The organism is Pseudarthrobacter sp. CC4 (assembly GCF_048957775.1).
Taxonomy (GTDB): domain Bacteria; phylum Actinomycetota; class Actinomycetes; order Actinomycetales; family Micrococcaceae; genus Arthrobacter.
Map to the genome: position 1 here is coordinate 20,032 of NZ_JARCCZ010000036.1, position 18,165 is coordinate 38,196.

Annotated in this window: 14 protein-coding genes and 1 tRNA gene; 9 read left to right on the plus strand and 6 right to left on the minus strand. The window is 65.5% G+C overall.

Features of this window, described 5'->3' with window-relative positions:
* Position 1: 1 nt before the first annotated feature.
* Positions 2 to 157 carry a DUF4177 domain-containing protein gene (locus PV768_RS19685; protein WP_003797879.1) on the minus strand — a complete coding sequence of 52 codons (156 nt, stop codon included), beginning with the start codon at positions 155 to 157 and terminating at the stop codon, positions 2 to 4.
* Between the two features lie 37 nt (positions 158 to 194).
* Here PV768_RS19685 and PV768_RS19690 point away from each other — a divergent pair, with 37 nt between their 5' ends.
* The 6 genes from PV768_RS19690 to PV768_RS19715 all read left to right on the plus strand — a co-directional run bounded on the left by PV768_RS19690 (position 195) and on the right by PV768_RS19715 (position 9,147).
* Positions 195 to 2,480 carry a transglycosylase domain-containing protein gene (locus PV768_RS19690; protein ID WP_421093978.1) on the plus strand — a complete coding sequence of 762 codons (2,286 nt, stop codon included), beginning with the start codon at positions 195 to 197 and terminating at the stop codon, positions 2,478 to 2,480.
* Positions 2,481 to 2,486: 6 nt separating this feature from the next.
* On the plus strand, positions 2,487 to 3,434 hold the full coding sequence (locus PV768_RS19695) for a metallophosphoesterase (RefSeq protein ID WP_157241099.1): 948 nt from the start codon (positions 2,487 to 2,489) through the stop codon (positions 3,432 to 3,434).
* Between the two features lie 139 nt (positions 3,435 to 3,573).
* Complete coding sequence (locus tag PV768_RS19700; RefSeq protein WP_421093979.1) at positions 3,574 to 5,394, plus strand: ABC transporter ATP-binding protein; 1,821 nt, start codon at positions 3,574 to 3,576, stop codon at positions 5,392 to 5,394.
* A complete protein-coding gene (locus PV768_RS19705; protein ID WP_421093980.1) occupies positions 5,391 to 7,217 on the plus strand; it encodes an ABC transporter ATP-binding protein in 1,827 nt (608 codons plus the stop codon). Before PV768_RS19700 ends, PV768_RS19705 begins: the two co-directional genes overlap by 4 nt.
* 104 nt (positions 7,218 to 7,321) lie before the next feature.
* Positions 7,322 to 7,398 (plus strand) — tRNA-Pro (locus PV768_RS19710).
* A gap of 483 nt (positions 7,399 to 7,881) precedes the next feature.
* Positions 7,882 to 9,147: a helix-turn-helix transcriptional regulator gene (locus PV768_RS19715; RefSeq protein WP_321214406.1), complete on the plus strand. Its 1,266-nt coding sequence runs from the start codon at positions 7,882 to 7,884 to the stop codon at positions 9,145 to 9,147.
* Between the two features lie 36 nt (positions 9,148 to 9,183).
* Here the strand turns inward: PV768_RS19715 and PV768_RS19720 are convergent, their stop codons facing one another.
* Both PV768_RS19720 and purD read right to left on the minus strand, forming a co-directional pair.
* Positions 9,184 to 10,122 carry a phosphoribosylaminoimidazolesuccinocarboxamide synthase gene (locus PV768_RS19720; protein ID WP_157241089.1) on the minus strand — a complete coding sequence of 313 codons (939 nt, stop codon included), beginning with the start codon at positions 10,120 to 10,122 and terminating at the stop codon, positions 9,184 to 9,186.
* 1 nt (position 10,123) lies between these two features.
* The gene (gene purD, locus PV768_RS19725) at positions 10,124 to 11,440 is read right to left on the minus strand and encodes a phosphoribosylamine--glycine ligase (protein WP_321216298.1); all 1,317 of its coding nucleotides are present in this window, start codon (positions 11,438 to 11,440) and stop codon (positions 10,124 to 10,126) included.
* 125 nt (positions 11,441 to 11,565) lie between these two features.
* Between purD and PV768_RS19730 the strand changes: the two genes are divergently transcribed.
* Genes PV768_RS19730 through PV768_RS19740 form a run of 3 tightly spaced genes read left to right on the plus strand, consistent with a single transcriptional unit; the run spans position 11,566 to position 14,639 of the window.
* Positions 11,566 to 13,140 (plus strand): molybdopterin-dependent oxidoreductase, encoded by a 1,575-nt coding sequence (locus tag PV768_RS19730; RefSeq protein ID WP_421093981.1) that lies wholly within the window; start codon positions 11,566 to 11,568, stop codon positions 13,138 to 13,140.
* Between the two features lie 46 nt (positions 13,141 to 13,186).
* Positions 13,187 to 14,203 carry an asparaginase gene (locus tag PV768_RS19735; protein ID WP_157241085.1) on the plus strand — a complete coding sequence of 339 codons (1,017 nt, stop codon included), beginning with the start codon at positions 13,187 to 13,189 and terminating at the stop codon, positions 14,201 to 14,203.
* A gap of 58 nt (positions 14,204 to 14,261) precedes the next feature.
* Positions 14,262 to 14,639: a sterol carrier family protein gene (locus PV768_RS19740; RefSeq protein WP_157241084.1), complete on the plus strand. Its 378-nt coding sequence runs from the start codon at positions 14,262 to 14,264 to the stop codon at positions 14,637 to 14,639.
* Between the two features lie 6 nt (positions 14,640 to 14,645).
* Here the strand turns inward: PV768_RS19740 and PV768_RS19745 are convergent, their stop codons facing one another.
* The 3 genes from PV768_RS19745 to PV768_RS19755 are packed head-to-tail and all read right to left on the minus strand — an operon-like array spanning position 14,646 to position 17,778.
* The gene (locus PV768_RS19745) at positions 14,646 to 15,407 is read right to left on the minus strand and encodes an SDR family oxidoreductase (RefSeq protein WP_157241082.1); all 762 of its coding nucleotides are present in this window, start codon (positions 15,405 to 15,407) and stop codon (positions 14,646 to 14,648) included.
* Between the two features lie 24 nt (positions 15,408 to 15,431).
* On the minus strand, positions 15,432 to 16,199 hold the full coding sequence (locus PV768_RS19750) for an aspartate/glutamate racemase family protein (RefSeq protein ID WP_421093982.1): 768 nt from the start codon (positions 16,197 to 16,199) through the stop codon (positions 15,432 to 15,434).
* A 10-nt stretch (positions 16,200 to 16,209) separates the two neighbouring features.
* On the minus strand, positions 16,210 to 17,778 hold the full coding sequence (locus PV768_RS19755) for an NCS1 family nucleobase:cation symporter-1 (protein WP_421093983.1): 1,569 nt from the start codon (positions 17,776 to 17,778) through the stop codon (positions 16,210 to 16,212).
* Positions 17,779 to 18,165 lie beyond the last annotated feature (387 nt).

The window sequence follows — 18,165 nt, forward strand, 5'->3', positions numbered from 1 at the left end:
GCTACTGCTTCTCCCTCTTGAGGTAGGCCACCAGGCCGTTTCCGTCCGGTCCGGGGACCACCTGCACCAGCTCCCAGCCGTCGTCTCCCCACTGGTCCAGGATCTGCTTGGTGGCGTGAATAATGAGCGGAATTGTCGCGTACTCCCATTTGGTCATGAGAGAAAGACTAGTCCTTGCCGGTAAAGTGGAAAACATGGCGACTCGTACGAACCCATTATTCGACACTGCCACCACCCTCGGTAAGATCCTCGTTTTCCTTGGCGTGAGTGCTATTTGCGGTGTCCTGGTAGCAGGCCTGCTGGTTCCCGCAGCGGCCGTTTCAGGCAGCGCAGCGAGCGGTTCCATCGAGTTCTTCGACACCCTTCCCGCCGAGCTGAAGGTTGACCCGCCCAACCAGACCACCAGGATCCTGGCTGCGGACGGAAGCGAGATCGCCAGCGTCTACACCGAGAACCGCACCAAAGTCGCCCTGGACCAGATCTCGCCCTTCGTTAAGAAAGCTGTCATCGCCGTCGAGGACAGCCGTTTTTATGACCACGGGGGCGTGGACACCACAGGCATCCTCCGCGCGCTGGTCAGCACCGCCCGCGGCAACAAGCAGGGCGCGTCCACCATCACGCAGCAGTACGTGAACAACGTCCTCAACGCCAACCTCGCCGCCGAGGGCAACGAGGACCAGATCAAGCTCAACGGTGTCAACAAGGGCGTGGGCGACAAGCTCCGCGAGATGAAGCTTGCCATCGCCCTGGAAAAGGAGTTCAGCAAGGAGCAGATCCTTGAGGGCTACCTGAACATCGTCTTCTTCAACCGCGACGCATACGGCATCGAGGCCGCGTCCCGCTTCTTCTTCAGCACCAGCGCCAAGGACCTCACGCTCCCTCAGGCGGCGTTGCTGGCCGGACTCGTCAACAGCCCGTCCGCGTTTGACCCCATCAACAACCCGGAGAACGCCAAGCAGCGCCGCGACCTGGTACTGGGCCTGATGCTGAACCAGGGCAAGATCACCCAGGCCGAGCACGACGCCGCGGTGGCCACCCCCGTGGAGACCAAGGTCACGCAGCCGAAGCAGGGCTGCGCCTACGCGTCCACCGCTCCCTACTTCTGCGACTACGTGCTGCACCTGCTGGAGAACAACCCGGCGTACGGTGCGGACCGCGAAGAGCGCCTGCGCCTCATCTACGGTGGCGGCCTGACCATCACCACCACGCTGGACCCGAACGCCCAGGCAGTCGCGCAGGAGCAGGTCAACGCCTCCGCCGGCGCCAACCCGGACAAGTGGGGTGCGGCCATGGTCTCGGTGCAGCCCAACTCGGGCAAGATCGTCTCGATGGCCCAGAACACCTCCTTCCTGCCCGCGGAAGGCGCCTTCGATTCCCAGGTGAACTTCAACGTGGACAAGCTGGACAAGGACGGCAACGATCTCAATGGCCTTGGCGGTGCCCAGCCCGGCTCCACCATGAAGCCGTTCACCTTCGCGGAGTGGCTCAACGAGGGCAAGTCCATGAACACCGTGGTCAACGCAGCACAGCGCCGCTACCCGCTGAACTTCCCGTGGCGCAACACCTGCGGCAAGGTCGCGGGCGCCTACAACACTGCCGAGAAGTCGCTCGGCGCTGCCGACGACCTGCAGAACGCCGAACCGCAGTGGTACCGGCCCCTGTCGGTCCTCGAAGGCCTGTACAACTCCATCAACACCGTGACCTTCGCGTCGGCCGCGCAGCTTGACTTCTGCGGAATCCAAAAGATCGTGGACGCCACCGGTCTTCACGGCGGCCTCCCTGCGGAGGGAGACCCTAACCCGAAGATCAACATGTCCACGCTGGGCAACCTGCTCGGTTCCACCCAGACGGCACCGCTGACCATGGCCAGCGCCTTCGCCACGTTCGCCAACGACGGCAAGTATTGCGAACCCATCGCCATCACTGCGGTGACCGACCAGACCGGGGCCACCCTCCCGGCACAGTCCAGCAGCTGCCGGGACGCGATCAAGCCGGAGGTTGCCCGCGGCGTGAACTACGCACTCCAGGAAGTCCTGAACCGCGGCTCCGGCTCGCTGATCCAGCCCCGGATTTCCACCCGCACCAGCTTCCCCATCGGCGCCAAGACCGGTACGTCCAACAACAACGGGTCCACCTGGGTGGTGGGCCACACCACAGGCCTGGCCACGGCTGCCTGGTTCGGCGACGCACTCGGCGCACAGGACCGGGCCGGCCAGAACATCACGGTCAACGGCAAGTTCTACCCCGGTATCGACGGTTACATGATCGCCGGACCCATGTTCTCGAACTTCATGTCCCGGATCGCGCCCGCCTACGGCACCAATCCGTTCCCGGCCCCGCCCAGCAACCTCCTGAACGGCGGCACGAACACCCGCACGCCCGCCACGACGGCACCGCAGGCAACCCAGGCACCGGCCCCGGCACCCGCCACCCAGCCCGCCCCCGCACCCGCGCCGGGCAACAGCGACAAGAAGAACTAGCCGCCGATGATTTCATCCAGCGAGTTGGCCAGCCGCGCCCGGACCATCGGGCGCGGCTTTGCCGTCACCGCCGGAACCGGGGCTGCCGCCGGAATGGCCGCCTTCGGGTACGGCCTGTGGGAGAAAAACCAGTTTGTCCTCCGTGAAGAGACCCTGGCCATCCTGCCCCCGGGGAAGAACCCCTTCCGCATCCTGCACCTGAGCGACATCCACTTCGTTCCCGGCCAGAAAAAGAAGGCTGCGTGGCTGCAGTCACTGGCCGAACTCAAGCCGGACTTGGTAGTAAACACCGGAGACAACCTCAGCCACGCCAAAGCGGTGGATCCCCTCCTGGCCGCGCTCCGTCCGCTGCTGGAGTTCCCCGGCGTCTTTGTCCCCGGATCCAATGACTACTTCGCCCCGAGCCTGAAGAATCCCGCTTCCTACCTGCTGGGGCCGTCCAAGGCCAAGCCCAAGCCGACGGCGCTTGACTGGCCGCGGCTGCGTTCAGGCTTCGGGATGGGCGGCTGGGTGGACCTGACCAACCGCCACCAGTCCCTGGTCATGAACGGCATGCGCTTCGACTTCTCCGGAGTGGACGATCCCCACCTGCAACGCGAGCGGTACGCCGGATGGCCGCGCGGGACCGTGAACCAGGACGCCGCAGACCACCTCAAAGTGGCCGTCATCCACGCGCCCTACCAGCGGGTGCTGGACCACTTCACGGAGGACGGCGCGGATCTCCTGCTCGCCGGCCACACCCATGGCGGGCAGCTTTGCATCCCGGGCTACGGCGCCCTCGTGGCCAACTGCGACCTTCCCACCTGGCGGGCAAAAGGCCTGCATGACTGGAGCAGCAATGGACGCACGACGCCGGTCAACGTGTCGGGCGGCATCGGCACCTCGCGCTTCGCCCCGGTAAGGATCGCCTGCCGTCCGGAAGCTGTCCTGCTGACCCTGACTTCGCCCGCCTGACCGGGTACGCGCGCCTATTGCCGTTCGTAACAACCGGCCAGGCTCTTTCCGGAACCACGACCCTGTGAATCGGCTCACGCCATGGCATAGGGTAGTTGCTACGGGAAACTACATTCGTTTTAGAGCTTGAGAAGCGGGCATGGCCAGGCAAACTCCATTTTTTCGGTCGATCAGTCGTCTCTACCCCCATGTCCGGCCCATCATCCCGCGGCTCGTGCTGGGACTCCTCTGCGCGCTGTTTGCCAGCGTTGTAGCCCTGGCCATCCCCCAGGTCCTGAGGGTCCTGGTCAACGAATCACTGCAGCCGGGCGGCAACACCGAGGCGATCTGGATGTCGGCCGGCATCATCCTGGTCCTGGGCATCGCTGAAGCGGGCCTGGTTGCGCTCCGCCGGCAGTTCGTCATCAACCCGGCCACCACAGTGGAGACCCGGATGCGGGTCTCCCTTTATGACCATCTCCAGGAACTGACGGTCTCCTTCCATGACCGCTGGGGCTCCGGCCAGCTCCTGTCCCGCGCCATGACCGACCTGAACTTCCTGCGCCGCTGGATGGCGTTCGGCGCCATCATGCTGGTGGTCACCACCCTCACCGTGATCATCGGTATTGCCGTCATGTTCGCCATGAGCTGGCAGCTTGCCCTGATCTTCCTGGCCGCGGCCGTGCCCATCATGGCGTACAGCTTCCGGTTCCGGACCCGCTTCAGCAAAGTGGCACGCCTCAGCCAGGACCAGGCAGGCGACCTGGCCACCACGGTGGAGGAATCCGTCCACGGCATCCGCGTGCTCAAGGCCTTTGGCCGCAGCCGGGAAGCACTCGAAACCTTCGAGTTACAGGCCGAAGAGCTCCGCCAGACGGAAATCGCCAAGGCACGCCACCAGGCCACGTTCACCTTGGTGGTCACGCTCCTGCCGGAACTCGCCCTGGGCGCCGGCCTGGTGGTGGGTATCCTGCTGTGCTCCACCGGGCAGCTGAGCATCGGCGCGTTGGTGGCCTTCTTCGCCACCGCGGCGGTCATTGCCACACCCGTTGAATTTTCCGGCATGCTGCTGGCCATGGCACTTACCGCCAAGACCGCCGTCGATCGCCACTACGAAGTGATGGATACTGCCAACAGCATCACCAGTCCCCCGGAACCGCGGAGCCCGCGCCAGCCCGCCGGCGCGCTCCGTTTCAACAACGCCACTTTCGCCTTCGAAGACGCCCCGGACAAGCCCATCCTCAAGGACATCAACCTGGAACTCCGGCCCGGTGAGACCATGGCCCTGGTGGGCACCACAGGAAGCGGCAAGAGCGCCCTGATCCAGCTGGTGCCCCGCCTCTACGACGTCACCGGCGGTTCCATCAGCATCGACGGCGTGGACCTGCGCGACTTCGACGTGGAGGAGCTCCGCCGCATCGTGGGCGTAGCCTTCGAGGACACCACCCTGTTCTCCAACTCCGTCCGCGACAACGTTCTCCTCGGCGCACCGGAGCGCACCGACGAGGCCCTGGACGAGGCGCTGGACGTGGCGCAGGCCCACTTCGCGTACTCCCTCCCGGACGGCGTGGACACGCTGATCGGCGAGGAGGGCCTCAGCCTGTCCGGCGGGCAGCGCCAACGGATTGCGCTGGCCCGCGCCATTGCCGCCCGGCCGCGGGTGCTGGTACTGGATGACCCGCTGTCCGCCTTGGACGTCCACACGGAGGAGCTGGTGGAGAACCGGCTCCGGACCGTCCTGAAGGACACCACCACGCTGATCGTCGCGCACCGGCCATCCACTGTTGCCCTCGCGGACCGGGTGGCCCTGCTCGAACAAGGCAGGATCGCCGCCGTCGGAACGCATACGGAACTGCTGGCAGGCAACGACCATTACCGTTACGTCATCGCCAGCCTGGACCAGGAACCCCGGGACCTGGATTCGGAGTTGTCGGACCTCGAGGAAGATGCCGATATCCAGGAAGCCGAGGCCACCCGATGAGCGCCACGACATTCGGCACCGCCAACGAAGACAACGCCCACCTCAGCAAGAGCGACAGCAGGGCGGTACGACGGCGCTCGCTGGCGCTGCTGCGGTCACTGATCCGGCCGGTGCGCCTGCGCTTCTGGCTGACCATCGCCATGGTGGTCCTGTCCCAGGCGGCACGCGTGGCGGGCCCGGCGCTGATCGCCTACGGCATCGACCGCGCACTGCCCGCCCTCCAGGCCGGGGACAACGCGCCCCTGGTGCTCACCGGCGTCGCCTACCTCCTCGCGGCCATGGCGACGGCGGGGCTCACGGCCTTGTATGTCACGTCCACCGCCAGGCTGAGCCAGGCCATGCTGCTGGACCTGCGCCTCCGGGTGTTCCGCCACACCCAGCGGCTGAGCCTGGAGTTCCACGAGAAGTACACCTCCGGCCGGATCATAGCCCGGCAGACGTCGGACCTGGAGGCCCTCCGGGAGCTCCTGGACTCGGGGGTCAGCTCGCTCGCCTCAGGCGTGCTGTTCATGGTGTTTACTGCAGCCACCGTGTTCGCACTGGACTGGCGGAGCGGGCTGCTGGTGCTGGCCGCGGGCGTTCCCATGTTCCTCCTGGCCCGCTGGTACCAGAAACACTCCCAGATCGTCTTCCGGGAATCGCGGGTGGTCTCCGCCCGGCTGATTGTGCATTTCGTGGAAACCATGACAGGCATCCGCGCAGTCAAGGCCTTCCGGAAGGAGCAGGAAAACTCCGGGCTTTACAGCCGGCTCGCCGAGGAATACCGGCGGGTCACCGTGCGCTCCATCAACCTGAACGGCATCTTCCAGCCCGGGCTGGTGCTGATCGGCAACGTGTGCGTGGCAGTGGTCCTGCTCTTCGGAGGCTTCCGCGTCCTCGGCGGGGACCTGGAAGTCGGGGTTCTCCTGGCACTCATCCTCTCCACCAAACGGTTCTTCCAGCCGGTGGACCAGATGGCCATGTTCTACAACTCGTTCCAGAGTGCCCAGGCCGCGCTCGAAAAGGTCTCGGGGCTCCTCGAGGAGGTGCCTACTGTCCGGCCGCCGAAGAATCCCGTCGCACTGAAGGACGCCAATGGTGCAATTGACTTCACGGACGTCGAATTCCGGTACGGAGACGGTCCTGTCATCGTCCCCAACCTGAACCTGCGCATCCCTGCGGGGCAAACCGTAGCCTTGGTGGGCCAGACGGGAGCAGGGAAATCCACCCTGGCCAAGCTGATAGCCCGTTTCTACGACGTCACGTCGGGTTCGATCACGCTGGACGGCATCGACCTCCGGAGCCTCGGCACCACCGACCTGCGCCGCAACATTGTCATGGTCACCCAAGAGGCGTTCCTGTTCAGCGGCTCGGTGGCGGACAACATCGCATTGGGCCGCCCGGAAGCCTCCCGCTCCGAGATCGAGGAAGCAGCCAAGGCAGTGGGCGCCCACGACTTCATCAGGGAACTTCCCGAGGGCTATGACACCGATGTCAACAAGCGCGGCGGGCGGGTGTCATCCGGCCAGCGGCAGCTCATCAGCTTTGCCAGGGCTTTCCTGGCCCGCCCGGCAGTACTGATCCTGGACGAGGCGACCTCCTCGCTGGACATCCCCTCCGAACGGCTGGTGCAGCAGGGCCTTGCCCGCCTCCTCGCGGGCACGGAGGCCGCCCGCCGGACGGCCCTGATCATCGCCCACCGCCTGTCCACAGTGGAAACCGCGGACAGGGTGCTGGTGGTGCAGGACGGCCGCATCGTGGAGGACGGCAGCCCGGCCGATCTCATTGGCGGCGGCGGACGCTTTGCGGACCTGCATGGAGCGTGGAAGGACTCACTGGTCTGATCCCGGTCCCCTGCCCCTGCCCGGCCGGCCTTCCTGTCCGGGCTGAGGATTTCGCATCGGGACCCGGCATCGGCTATCCTTGTAAAGTTGCTTTTGCAGCGGATCGGGATGTAGCGCAGCTTGGTAGCGCGCTTCGTTCGGGACGAAGAGGTCGCAGGTTCAAATCCTGTCATCCCGACCACAACTGAAGAGGGTCTCCTTACGGAGGCCCTCTTTTATGTTGCCTGAAATCCGGAGCATCGGTAACTTTTTGGTAAAGGAAAGCCCCGGAGCGGATGCTCCGGGGCTTTCCCCGCCTCCTGTTGTGAGGAAGCTGTTTACACAGGATCAGGCCAGTTGCCCGTGTTGGTGGTGTAGGTGCTGTCGGACTTCTTGTCCTTGGTCTCCTTGGAGACGGGATCCGGCCAGTTTCCGGTTCCGGCTACAGCCACTCGTTCCGTGTCGGCAATGGAACCTGCAGACAGGACAGCCGGAGCCGCCGCAGAAAACGCTAAGGCCCCAGCCAAGGCGGCTGCAGCTGCAATCTTCTTCAACATATAAGTTCCTCAATACGAGTCGGATTCGTTACAAAGCCAGCACTGTCCTTGTTGACATACATTGTAAAATGTTTTCCACAGCGGCTGTCAAGCGCCAATGGGAAACCTGTGGAGAAAGGAGGAGTCCTGTGGGCAACGGATTCGGGGAGAAGCTCCGGGCGGAGAGGCTCGATCGGGGGCTGACACAGGCGGAACTGGGCAAGGACCTGTATTCACCCAGCTACATTTCCCTACTCGAAACAGGCCGCAGGGAACCAACTGCGGAGGTCATTGAAGAACTGGCACGCAGGCTGGAGCTTGCACCGAAGGCCTTGGAGGCATGGAGCCAGCCCATCTCGGTCAGCGACGCCGAGTACGTACTTGCAGGGCTCTACGCCCGCCAGGCCTGGGACCTGAGGGACTATCCCCTCGCCGCCAGCCATGCGGCTTCAGCAGCGCAGATAGCCCTGGACGGACGAAACACCAGCGCCTGGTGGAACATGAGCTATATGCAGGCCGAGTGCCTGCTGAAGCACGGCGACCTGCTGGAGTGCAGGGAGCTTGTGGAAAGGCTGCTCGAGCACCCGATGGCCAGGGAATCCGTGGGGCTGGGCGCGCGTGCCCGGCAGATGCTCGCGGTTGTGTGCCAGCGCCAGGGCCAGCTGACGGCTGCCGTGGAGCATGCAACGGAGGCAGTGGCCTTCGCGGAGCAGTTGCCCAGGGGCTCAGTGATCACCATCGGCGCGCTCCGGGCCCTGATCGGTGCATTGGCCGAAAGCGGCCGCCTCAATGAGGCGTGGAAGTACTGCCAGGAATTGCTCGCCCAGGTGGATGAGCACGCGATGTCCCAGCTGGCCGGCGAGGTGGCCTGGGTCATCGGCAATGTGGCGTTTATGCGCCACGACTATGTGGAGGGCGTCAAACACCACGAACGGGCAGCGAAACTGCTGTCACCGGCAAATGACATCGAGCTGTGGGCCCGTTTCAATAAAGCGTCCGCCGCGGTACGGCTGTCCTCCGGAATTGTGGAGCCTGAAACGCTGTCATCCATTGAGCGGGCCGAGCTTGCTTTTTCAATCGTCAGCGGCACCAAGAGTGATGAGCTGGAAGTTGCCTTCATCCGCGCCCGGTGGCTGTACCTGACCGGGGACATCGTTGCCGCCGTCGAGAAGCTCCGGGAAATCCATGCCGAGCGGGACAACCTTGCGAAGCACACCGCCGGGGAAGTGTCTTTGCTGCTGGGGAAGTCCCTTAAGGCCGCGGGCGAGGCAGAAGAAGCCCTGGTGCACCTCGAAGAAGCGCAGAAAGCCTTCAGCGCCGCGGGAGCCGCTGACCGCGTCCAGCAGGCAATGGACGCGGTCCTGGAAATAAAGCTGGCCCAGCGGCGCGCCGCGGCCGCTGCGAAGGCAAGCTAGCCGGCACGCCGTTCGCCGGGAGCCGCTGGGGCTCCGTCAGGCGAAGGTTTTCCCCGTGAGTTTCTCGTACGCCTCAACGTAGCGGCTGCGGGTGCGCTCGATGACCTCGGCCGGCAGGGCCGGCGGAGGGGTGTCCGAGGACCTGTCCCAGCCCGATTCGTCCGATGTGAGCCAATCCCGGACGTACTGCTTGTCAAAGGAAGGCTGCGCACTGCCCGGCTGGTATGTTGCGGCGTCCCAGAACCGTGAGGAATCCGGTGTCAGGACCTCGTCGCCAAGCGTGATCGACCCCGAAACGGCGTCGTAGCCGAATTCCACTTTGGTGTCTGCCAGGATGATGCCACGCTCCCGGGCGATCTTTTCGGCAGTGGAGTAGATCTTCAAGGTGAGCTCGCTCAGTCGTCCAGCGATGTCGTCGCCCACCATGGCCACCACGGCGTCGTAGGTGATGTTCTCGTCGTGCTTCCCCACCTCCGCCTTGGCCGAGGGTGTGAAGATGGCGTGGTCCAGGCGCGAACCGTCCACCAGTCCCTCCGGCAGCGGAATGCTGCACACGGTCCCCGAAGCTTTGTATTCCTCCAGGCCGGAGCCGGTGAGGTAGCCGCGGGCGATGCATTCCACCGGAAACATGTCCAGCTTCTTGCAGATCATGGCCCGGCCCTCCACCGCGGCGGGGACGCCGTCCTCCACGGTGGATCCCAGTACGTGGTGTTCCACGTCCAGCTGGTCAAACCACCACAGGCTCAACTGGGTGAGGATGCGCCCCTTGTCCGGAATCCCGCTGGACAGGACATGGTCAAACGCGCTGATCCGGTCGCTGGCCACCACCAGCACACAGTCCTGGCCGACGCGCTGCAGGATGGACTCGTCCGCCGGCTCGTACAGGTCCCTGACTTTCCCCGAGTAGACATGGGTCCATCCGGGCAGTTCGGGGGCCGTGGTGCTGAAACCGCGGGATGCTGGAACGTTGCTCATGCTAGGCCTTCGTCTCGGTCCTGTGGAGGGATGCACTGGCATTAAAGGGGACCTTCACTTCCCCGCGGGCGGCCTTGCCGCCGATGTCCGTACGGAACTGCGCGCCATCGAGCTGAATCAGTTCCACGCCGTCGTACGCTCTTTCACGCGCCTCCACCAGGTCGCTGCCCAGCGCGACGACGGCGAGCACGCGTCCGCCGGCGGACACCACTTTACCGTCCTCGTCGAAGGAGGTGCCGGCGTGGATGATGTGTACGCCTTCCAGTTCCTCCGCCTTCTTGAGCCCGCGGATTCGGTCCCCGGTGCGCGGAGTGTCCGGGTAGTTTTCGGACGCAATGACGACGGCGACGGCAGTCTCCTTCGCCCACCGCAGCTCTTCTGCCTTATCGAGTTCGCCCTTGGCGGCTGCCAGCAGCAGGGCACCAAGGGGCGTCTTGAGCCGGGCCAGGACGGCCTGGGTCTCCGGGTCGCCGAAACGGACGTTGAATTCGATGACGCGGGTGCCGCGCGAGGTGAGGGCCAGCCCCACGAACAGTACGCCGACAAACGGGGTGCCGCGGCTGGCCATTTCGTTGACGGTGGGCTGGGCAACGCGGTCGAGAACCTCCTGGACCAGGCCCTCGGGCGCCCATTCCAGCGGAGTGTACGCGCCCATGCCCCCGGTGTTGGGGCCTTCGTCGTTGTCGAAGATCCGCTTGAAGTCCTGTGCCGGGGAAAGTGCCACGGTGTTGTGTCCGTCGCAAAGGACGAACAGGGACACCTCGGGCCCGTCCAGGAACTCCTCGATGACAACCGAGCCGCCAGCTTCGAAGCAGGACTGCGCGTGGGCCAGGGCTTCCTCGCGGTTCGTGGTGACAACCACGCCCTTGCCCGCGGCCAGGCCGTCGTCCTTCACCACGTAGGGGGCGCCGAAGGTGTCCAGGGCCGAGGCGGCTTCCTCCGCGTTGGTGGCCACCATGGCCATGGCCGTGGGCACTCCGGCTTCCGCCATGATTTCCTTGGCGAAAGCCTTGGAGGCCTCAAGCTGTGCGGCCGCCTTGCTGGGGCCGAACACGGGGATCCCGGCCTCGCGGACAGCGTCGGACACACCTGCTGCGAGCGGCGCCTCGGGACCCACCACCACCAGGTCCACGGCGAGCTTGGTGGCCAGGGCGGCGACGGCGTCGGGATCGTTGGCGTTGATGCTGTGGGTCGGGACCAGCTTGCTGATGCCGGCGTTGCCGGGAGCTGAGTGGACCTCGGACACGTTGGGATCGGCGAGCAGGGAGCGGACAATGGCGTGTTCGCGGCCTCCGGGGCCGATGACGAGTACCTTCACAGTCTCCAAGGGTACTTCGTGCACCCTGCCCGTTCCTAAGCTGTGTCGGCGGATCAATTCGGCGGTTCTTTCCGGTAGAGGGCCGCCGCGACAATCCGCGGCCCGCGCCGCTCCGAATCCTCATCATGAAGAAGCTGAGGAACTCGCCCAAAGGACCCACTGCCATGGCCGCGCTGGCAGGCGCGGTGGCAGCCGCCGTCGTCCTCGCCGTGGCCGAACTGCTCGGTGCGTTCTTCACCGCCCGCGCCACACCGCTGATCGCCCTGGGATCGACCTTCATCGACTTCACGCCGCCCTGGCTGAAGGACTTCGCCATCGCTACTTTCGGCACCAATGACAAAGCTGCACTGTTCGCGGGCATGGGCCTGACCATTGCCGTGCTGGCATGCGTCCTGGGCGTGGTGGCCTACCGGCGCTGGGCATTGGGCGTGCTGGGGGTCCTGGCCATGGGAGCGGTCATCGTCGCCAGCGTGGTGACCCGGGCAGGCGTCGCGCCGGCTGATGCCCTTCCCTCGGTAGCGGGCACCTTTGCCGGCCTGGCCGCCCTGCGGCTGCTGATGAACCGCATGCCGCGGCAGGCGGCGTGGCCCGAAGCCCCCGCGAAGGCCGCTGAGCCTGACGGACACCCGGGGACCAGCCGTCGGCGGTTCTTCGCGGCAGCGGGGATCACCGCGGCTGCTGCCGGTTTGGCCGCCACCGGAGGCCGGCTGCTGGGCGCGGCCCGCAGCAACATCCTCCAGGCACGGGACGCCCTGAAGCTGCCCGCCCCGGCCAACGCGGCGCCGGCCGTTCCCGCCGGCGTCCAGTCACCGGTACCCGGAGTTGCGCCGTGGCTGACGCCCAACGGGGAGTTCTACCGCATTGATACAGCGCTGAGCATCCCCGAAATCGACGTGGACAGCTGGGAGCTCCGGGTCCACGGCCTGGTGGAGGAGGAGGTCCGCCTCACCTTCCAGGACCTGCTCGACGCCGACCTGATCGAGTCCCACGTCACCCTCACCTGCGTGTCCAATCCCGTGGGCGGAAACCTGGCCGGCAACGCCAAATGGCTGGGCCTGCCGCTGCGGGAGGTCCTGAAGCGGGCAAGGCCCAAGGACGGCGCAGACATGGTGCTGTCCACGTCCGTTGACGGCTTCAGCGCCTCCACGCCGCTGGAGGTGCTGCAGGACGACCGGGACGCGATGCTGGCCATCGGCATGAATGGCGAGCCCCTGCCGCTGGAGCACGGCTATCCCGTGCGGATGGTGGTTCCGGGCCTGTACGGCTTTGTCTCCGCCACCAAGTGGGTGGTGGACCTCGAAGTGACCCGGTTCGCCGACAGCAAGGCCTACTGGACCGAGCGAGGCTGGTCCGAACGCGGCCCCATCAAGACCATGGCCCGCGTGGACGTCCCCAAGTCCTTCGCAAAGGTCCCCGCAGGAAGAGTGGCCGTGGGCGGCACCGCCTGGGCCCAGACGCGCGGCATCACCAAAGTGGAGATCCAGGTGGACGACGGCGATTGGGCGGCCGCGGATCTTTCCGCAGAGGCTTCCCTGGTTACCTGGCGCCAGTGGTCCTACCAGTGGGACGCGACCCCCGGCCCGCACTACATCAAAGTCCGTGCCACCGACGGGTCCGGCGAAGTGCAGACGGACCGGCGCGCGGACCCCGTTCCCGACGGCGCGTCCGGCTGGCAGTCCGTGATGGTCACGGTCGAGTAGGGCGGCCTTCCGCCGCATTCCATCAGGCGGCCCCTAGACTGGCACCATGCCGCACAACCCGCATGCCACCTTTACCGTGGACTCCGCAGTGGAACTGGCCGTGATCGAACGGAGCGGTTTTGTGGAGTCGCGGCACATCGGTTCTGCCGTGCTCCTGGCTGCGGACGGGTCCGTGGTTACTGAGCTGGGCGACATCAACACCCCGATTTTCGCCAGGTCCACGCTGAAGCCGTTCCAGGCCCTGGCATCCATGCAGTCCGGCGTCCCGCTGCGGGGCGCGCAGGTGGCGGTGGCCTGTGGCAGCCATACCGGTTCCCTGGACCACATGGATGTCGTGGAAGGAATGCTCAAGGCAGCCGGGGTCCGCGAGGACCAGCTCCAATGCCCGGAGGCCTGGCCCCAGGACGAGACGGCCCGCAACTGGCTGGTGCGGTCAGAGCGGGGAAAATCCAGGCTTGCCTGCAACTGTTCCGGCAAGCACGCGGCCTTCCTCTGGGCATGCACCGAAAACGGCTGGGATACCCACAGCTACCTTGAGCCCAACCACCCGCTGCAGCAGCGGGTGCGCACCGTCATCGAGGAATACACGGGCGAGAAGATCGCCCACCTGGGCATCGATGGCTGCGGCGCTCCGGTGGCGGCAGTTTCCCTCAAGGGACTGGCCAGGGGGTACTCGCTGCTGGCGAAAGCCCCGGGCGACCAGAGCTTCAGCGCCCGGGCTGCCACCATTGCAACGTCCATGCTGGACTACCCCTGGGCGGTCCAGGGACGGGGCGAAGCCAACACACTGGTCATGGACGAGCTGGAGATCATCGCGAAGATCGGTGCGGAAGGCGTCCTGGCCATGGCCACCCCACAGGGTGTTTCCGTAGCCGTGAAGATCCTGGACGGGAACGTCCGTGCCACCTCACTGGTGGCCTTGACCCTCCTGGCCGCGGCCGGTGCAGTGGAGATTCCCGGGGTTGCCAGCGTGTTGGAAAAAGTGGTTGACCCTGTGCTGGGCGGCGGAAAACCTGTTGGCAAAATTCGGCTGGGTCCCGCAGTGTCGGCGCTGCTGGACTAGGCTCCTGCCGCTCGAAGTTCTCCTTATCGCCAACCCCAACGTGAAGGAAGCCGGATCCATGGCTGTTGCCCGCCGTCGTATCGACCCGGAGGAAGGCGCCGCCGCCCTCGCCGCCTGGCAGGAAGCCGCCGGCCCGTCGTCGGACGTTCCTGTCCCGCGAAGCATCCTGGCCACTGCGGTGCGCTACACGCTTGAGGAGGTCACAGCGCGGGCACCGGGCAATTCCGTGGAGGTGCGGGTGCCCCCGTTCGGCGTCACCCAGTGCGTGGAAGGTCCGCGGCATACGCGCGGCACGCCGCCCAACGTTATAGAGTGCGACGCCGCCACCTGGCTTGCGATGGTTACAGGCCGGTTGGGCTGGGCGGATGCGGTGGCCGCGCACAAGGTTGCTGCCTCCGGACTCCGGGCTGACCTCTCGGCACTGCTCCCGCTGTAGCCGGGCTCAGCCGCGGCCGATGAACGGCATCCCGGCGGCGGTGACCACCACGGACCCCACATTGGCTGTGGGCGGCATGTTGGCCATCATCAGGACGGCACGGGCGGCGTCCTCCACGGGGAAGGTGGGTTCAACCCGCCGGCTGCCGTCAGCCTGGAGCGCCCCGGCACCCACGCCGATGGTGTCCATGATCTCCGTGGCCGTGTTGCCGATGTCGATCTGCCCGCACGTGATCCCGAAGCCCCGCCCGTCCAGCTCGATGCTCTTGGTCAACCCTGTCATGGCATGCTTGGTGACGGCGTAGGCTACCGTTTTGGGCCGTGGCGAGTGCGCGGAGATGGAGCCGTTGTTGATGATCCGCCCGCCCTGCGGATCCTGCGCCTTCATGGCCCTCACAGCGGCTGCGGCGCACAGCATAGAGCCTGTGAGGTTCACTGCCAGGGTGGCGTTCCAGTCCTCCAGCGAGATTTCGTCCACGCTGGCCGCCGGGCCGAACACCCCGGCATTGTTGAACAGAACGTCCACCCGGCCCCACTTTTGGCGGGTGGCCTCGAAAAGATTCTCGACGTCGTGGGGCCGGGTGACGTCACAGGTGACCGGCAGCGCGTTCGGATGGCCGTCCGCCGTCTCGGCAAGCTGTTGTTCCCGCCGCCCGGCGAGGGCGACGGCGTAGCCGTCGGCCAGGAGAAGGCGCGCCACTGCACGGCCAATTCCGGAACCCGCTCCGGTGACGACTGCTACGCGCCCCGGTTGCTGGAACTGGTTCAAAGTCTTCTCCTGTACTGCCGGTCGCTACGCGTCGGTGGACGCTGTAGCCTCGAGAGGTGCCGCGACTCCCGCGCTGTTCAGCGGCCAGCCTATGACGGTCTTGGGCCGGGGCGCAGCGTAGGTCCGCACCTTGGAAGTGGACAGCCGCATGCGGACCAGGGATTCAGCGATGGCCACGGCCGACGCGACACCGTCCACCACGGGCACTCCCGCCCGCTGCCGGATCTGCTCGTCCAGGCCGGCCATGCCGCCGCAGCCGAGGACAATCACTTCGGCCTTGTCCTGCGTGACGGCCTGCATGGCCTGGCTGATGATGGCTTCCACGGCCCGTTCCGGTTCCTCCTCAAGTTCCAGGACCGCCATGCCGCTGGCCCGCACCGAGGCGCACCTGGCATCCAGCCCCGCCAGCTTGAGCCGGTCTTCAATGAGCGGAACGGTACGGTCCAGGGTGGTGACCACGGAGTACTTGTGGCCCAGGAACATCGCCGTGCTGGCTGCGGCTTCGGTGATGTCCACCACCGGGACGTCCAGCAGCTCCTGCAGCCCCTCCCGTCCGTGCTCGCCGTAGCCTGCCTGGACGACGGCGTCGAACGGTTCCTGGTAGGAAGTCACGGCGTCCATCACAGCGATGGCTGCCAGGTAGCTCTCGAAGTTGCCTTCGCAGGAGTCCGCCCCGAACCGCGGCGTGATGCCAACGATCTCCGTGCCCGGTGCCGCGATGCTGCGGGCCTGGGCCGCAATGGAATCCGTCATGGACTGGGTGGTGTTGACGTTCGCAACGAGTATGCGCATCAGGGGATCCTTAGTGTTTGCTGGCGACGGCGATGGCCTCGCCGTCGCGGTCTTCGAGCCGCTGCGAGCGGTCCGCGATGAAGAAGTACACAACGGCTGCGATGCCGGCGGCGAAGAACCAGGCGAACGGTGCTGCCGCCGCCAGCGCCGGGATGAAGGCGATGAGGAGCGCCAGGACGGCGGCCGGCACCATGGCGATGATGGCCCTGGGGTTGACGCCGTTCTTGTAGTAGTAGGCGCCGGCAGCAGATGCGGTGTACAGCTCGGGAACGTTGACCTTGCCGCGGCGGATCAGCCAGTAGTCAGCCATCACGACGCCGAACAGCGGGCCAAGCAGGGCGCCGAGGCCCCCGAGGAAGTACACGATCACCAGCGGGTTGTTGTAGAGGTTCCAGGGCAGGATGACCAGGCCGATGACGGCGCTGACGATGGCAGCCTTGCGGAAGTCCAGGTGTTTGGGGAACAGGTTGGTGAGGGCATAGACCGGAGCCACGAAGTTGGCCATGAGGTTCACCGCGATGGTCAGGATCAGCAGGGCCAGGCATGCCAGGACCAGGAAGAGCGTGTTGGGGATGGTCTGGACGATGTCCGAGGGGCTCTCGATGATGGTGCCGTTGATTTTGAACTGCCCTCCCGCCATCACGACGACGATGGCGCCGAAGACGAGCATGTTGATGGGAATGCCCCAGAAGTTTCCGCTGACCACGGCCTTCTTGGAGACGGCGGACCGGGTGAAGTCGCAGAAGTTCAGGACGAATGTGCCGTAGATGGAGACCCAGAGGGCGCCGCCGGCGAAGATGGTCAGCCACATTTGCGGCCCTTCGAGGGCGTTGTCCGAGGACCAGGCAATGGCGCCGCCCGCTTCCATGAAGATCCAGACGGCGATGGCGGCCATGGTGACCAGGATGATCGGGCCTGCGAAGGCCTCATACTTGCGGATCATTTCCATGCCGAAGCTCACGATGACCAGCTGGACAACCCAGAGGATGATGAACGCGATCCATCCCAGGGTGGACAGCCCCAGGATGGAGTCCTTGTCCAGCTCGCCGAGGGGCGGGAACACGGCCACGAGCATCACCCGGAAGACCACCGAGGCCAGGTAGGTCTGGATGCCGAACCAGGCCACGGCGACGGCGCCACGGAGCAGGCTGGCGATTTGGGCGCCGCGGATGCCGAAGCTGATCCTGCTCATCACCGGGAATGGGACGCCGGTTTTGACGCCCATGAATCCGGAGAGGTTCAGGAGGCCGAAGAGCAGGGCGGCTCCGATGCCGAGTGCCAGCAGTATCTGCCAGCCGCCAAGGCCCAGGGCGAAGAGTCCGATGGCAAAGGCGTAGTTTCCGAGGCTGTGGACATCATTGGCCCACAGGGTGAAGATGCTGTAGCCGGACCAGCTGCGGCCGGCACGCTTGGTGGGGGCAAGGTCCGCGTTGTAAAGGGTGGGGCTGATGGCCTGCCCTGATGCTGCGCTGGCTGATTCGCACAGGGCTTCGACACGTTCGGCGGAGTGGGCTGAGGAATCTGACGGCGTTGTCAGGTCAGGAGCCATATCAACGCCCGTCGGGGGAGGGGTCTGCATGGGGAACTCCAGTTCTGGAAAGGTTTCGCTGCGGTGAGCCCTGGCTGGACAGGCCGGTTCTGTTATTCCGCATTGCGAAATCTTGATATTGAATGGTGAAAAAAGGTTATGACGTGGATCACCCGACGTCAAGGTGCCCAGCGAACGGCGCCAGTCACAAACGCGATCTTCCCGCCGGACGGCCTTCTTCCCTGAGCGAAGGGGCGGGAGCGTTTGACCGGCCGTGACCGGCTCACTAATCTCGTATAGCAATAATGTTTTCCCACATTATGAAAATAAGTGCCCAGCATTCAAAGATGAAAGAGGCTGCCGTGGCTGCAGGAGAAGATACCTCCCATATCCTCAGCGGGTTGACTAACCAGCTGCCTGATCGTGATCCCGAAGAGA

Coding starts and splice junctions, on each gene's coding strand:
- PV768_RS19685 (WP_003797879.1), bottom strand. CDS start 157: ATGACCAAATGGGAGTACGCGACAATTCCGCTCATTATTCACGCCACC.
- PV768_RS19690 (WP_421093978.1), top strand. CDS start 195: ATGGCGACTCGTACGAACCCATTATTCGACACTGCCACCACCCTCGGT.
- PV768_RS19695 (WP_157241099.1), top strand. CDS start 2,487: ATGATTTCATCCAGCGAGTTGGCCAGCCGCGCCCGGACCATCGGGCGC.
- PV768_RS19700 (WP_421093979.1), top strand. CDS start 3,574: ATGGCCAGGCAAACTCCATTTTTTCGGTCGATCAGTCGTCTCTACCCC.
- PV768_RS19705 (WP_421093980.1), top strand. CDS start 5,391: ATGAGCGCCACGACATTCGGCACCGCCAACGAAGACAACGCCCACCTC.
- PV768_RS19720 (WP_157241089.1), bottom strand. CDS start 10,122: ATGAGCAACGTTCCAGCATCCCGCGGTTTCAGCACCACGGCCCCCGAA.
- PV768_RS19730 (WP_421093981.1), top strand. CDS start 11,566: ATGAAGAAGCTGAGGAACTCGCCCAAAGGACCCACTGCCATGGCCGCG.
- PV768_RS19735 (WP_157241085.1), top strand. CDS start 13,187: ATGCCGCACAACCCGCATGCCACCTTTACCGTGGACTCCGCAGTGGAA.
- PV768_RS19740 (WP_157241084.1), top strand. CDS start 14,262: ATGGCTGTTGCCCGCCGTCGTATCGACCCGGAGGAAGGCGCCGCCGCC.
- PV768_RS19750 (WP_421093982.1), bottom strand. CDS start 16,199: ATGCGCATACTCGTTGCGAACGTCAACACCACCCAGTCCATGACGGAT.
- PV768_RS19755 (WP_421093983.1), bottom strand. CDS start 17,778: ATGCAGACCCCTCCCCCGACGGGCGTTGATATGGCTCCTGACCTGACA.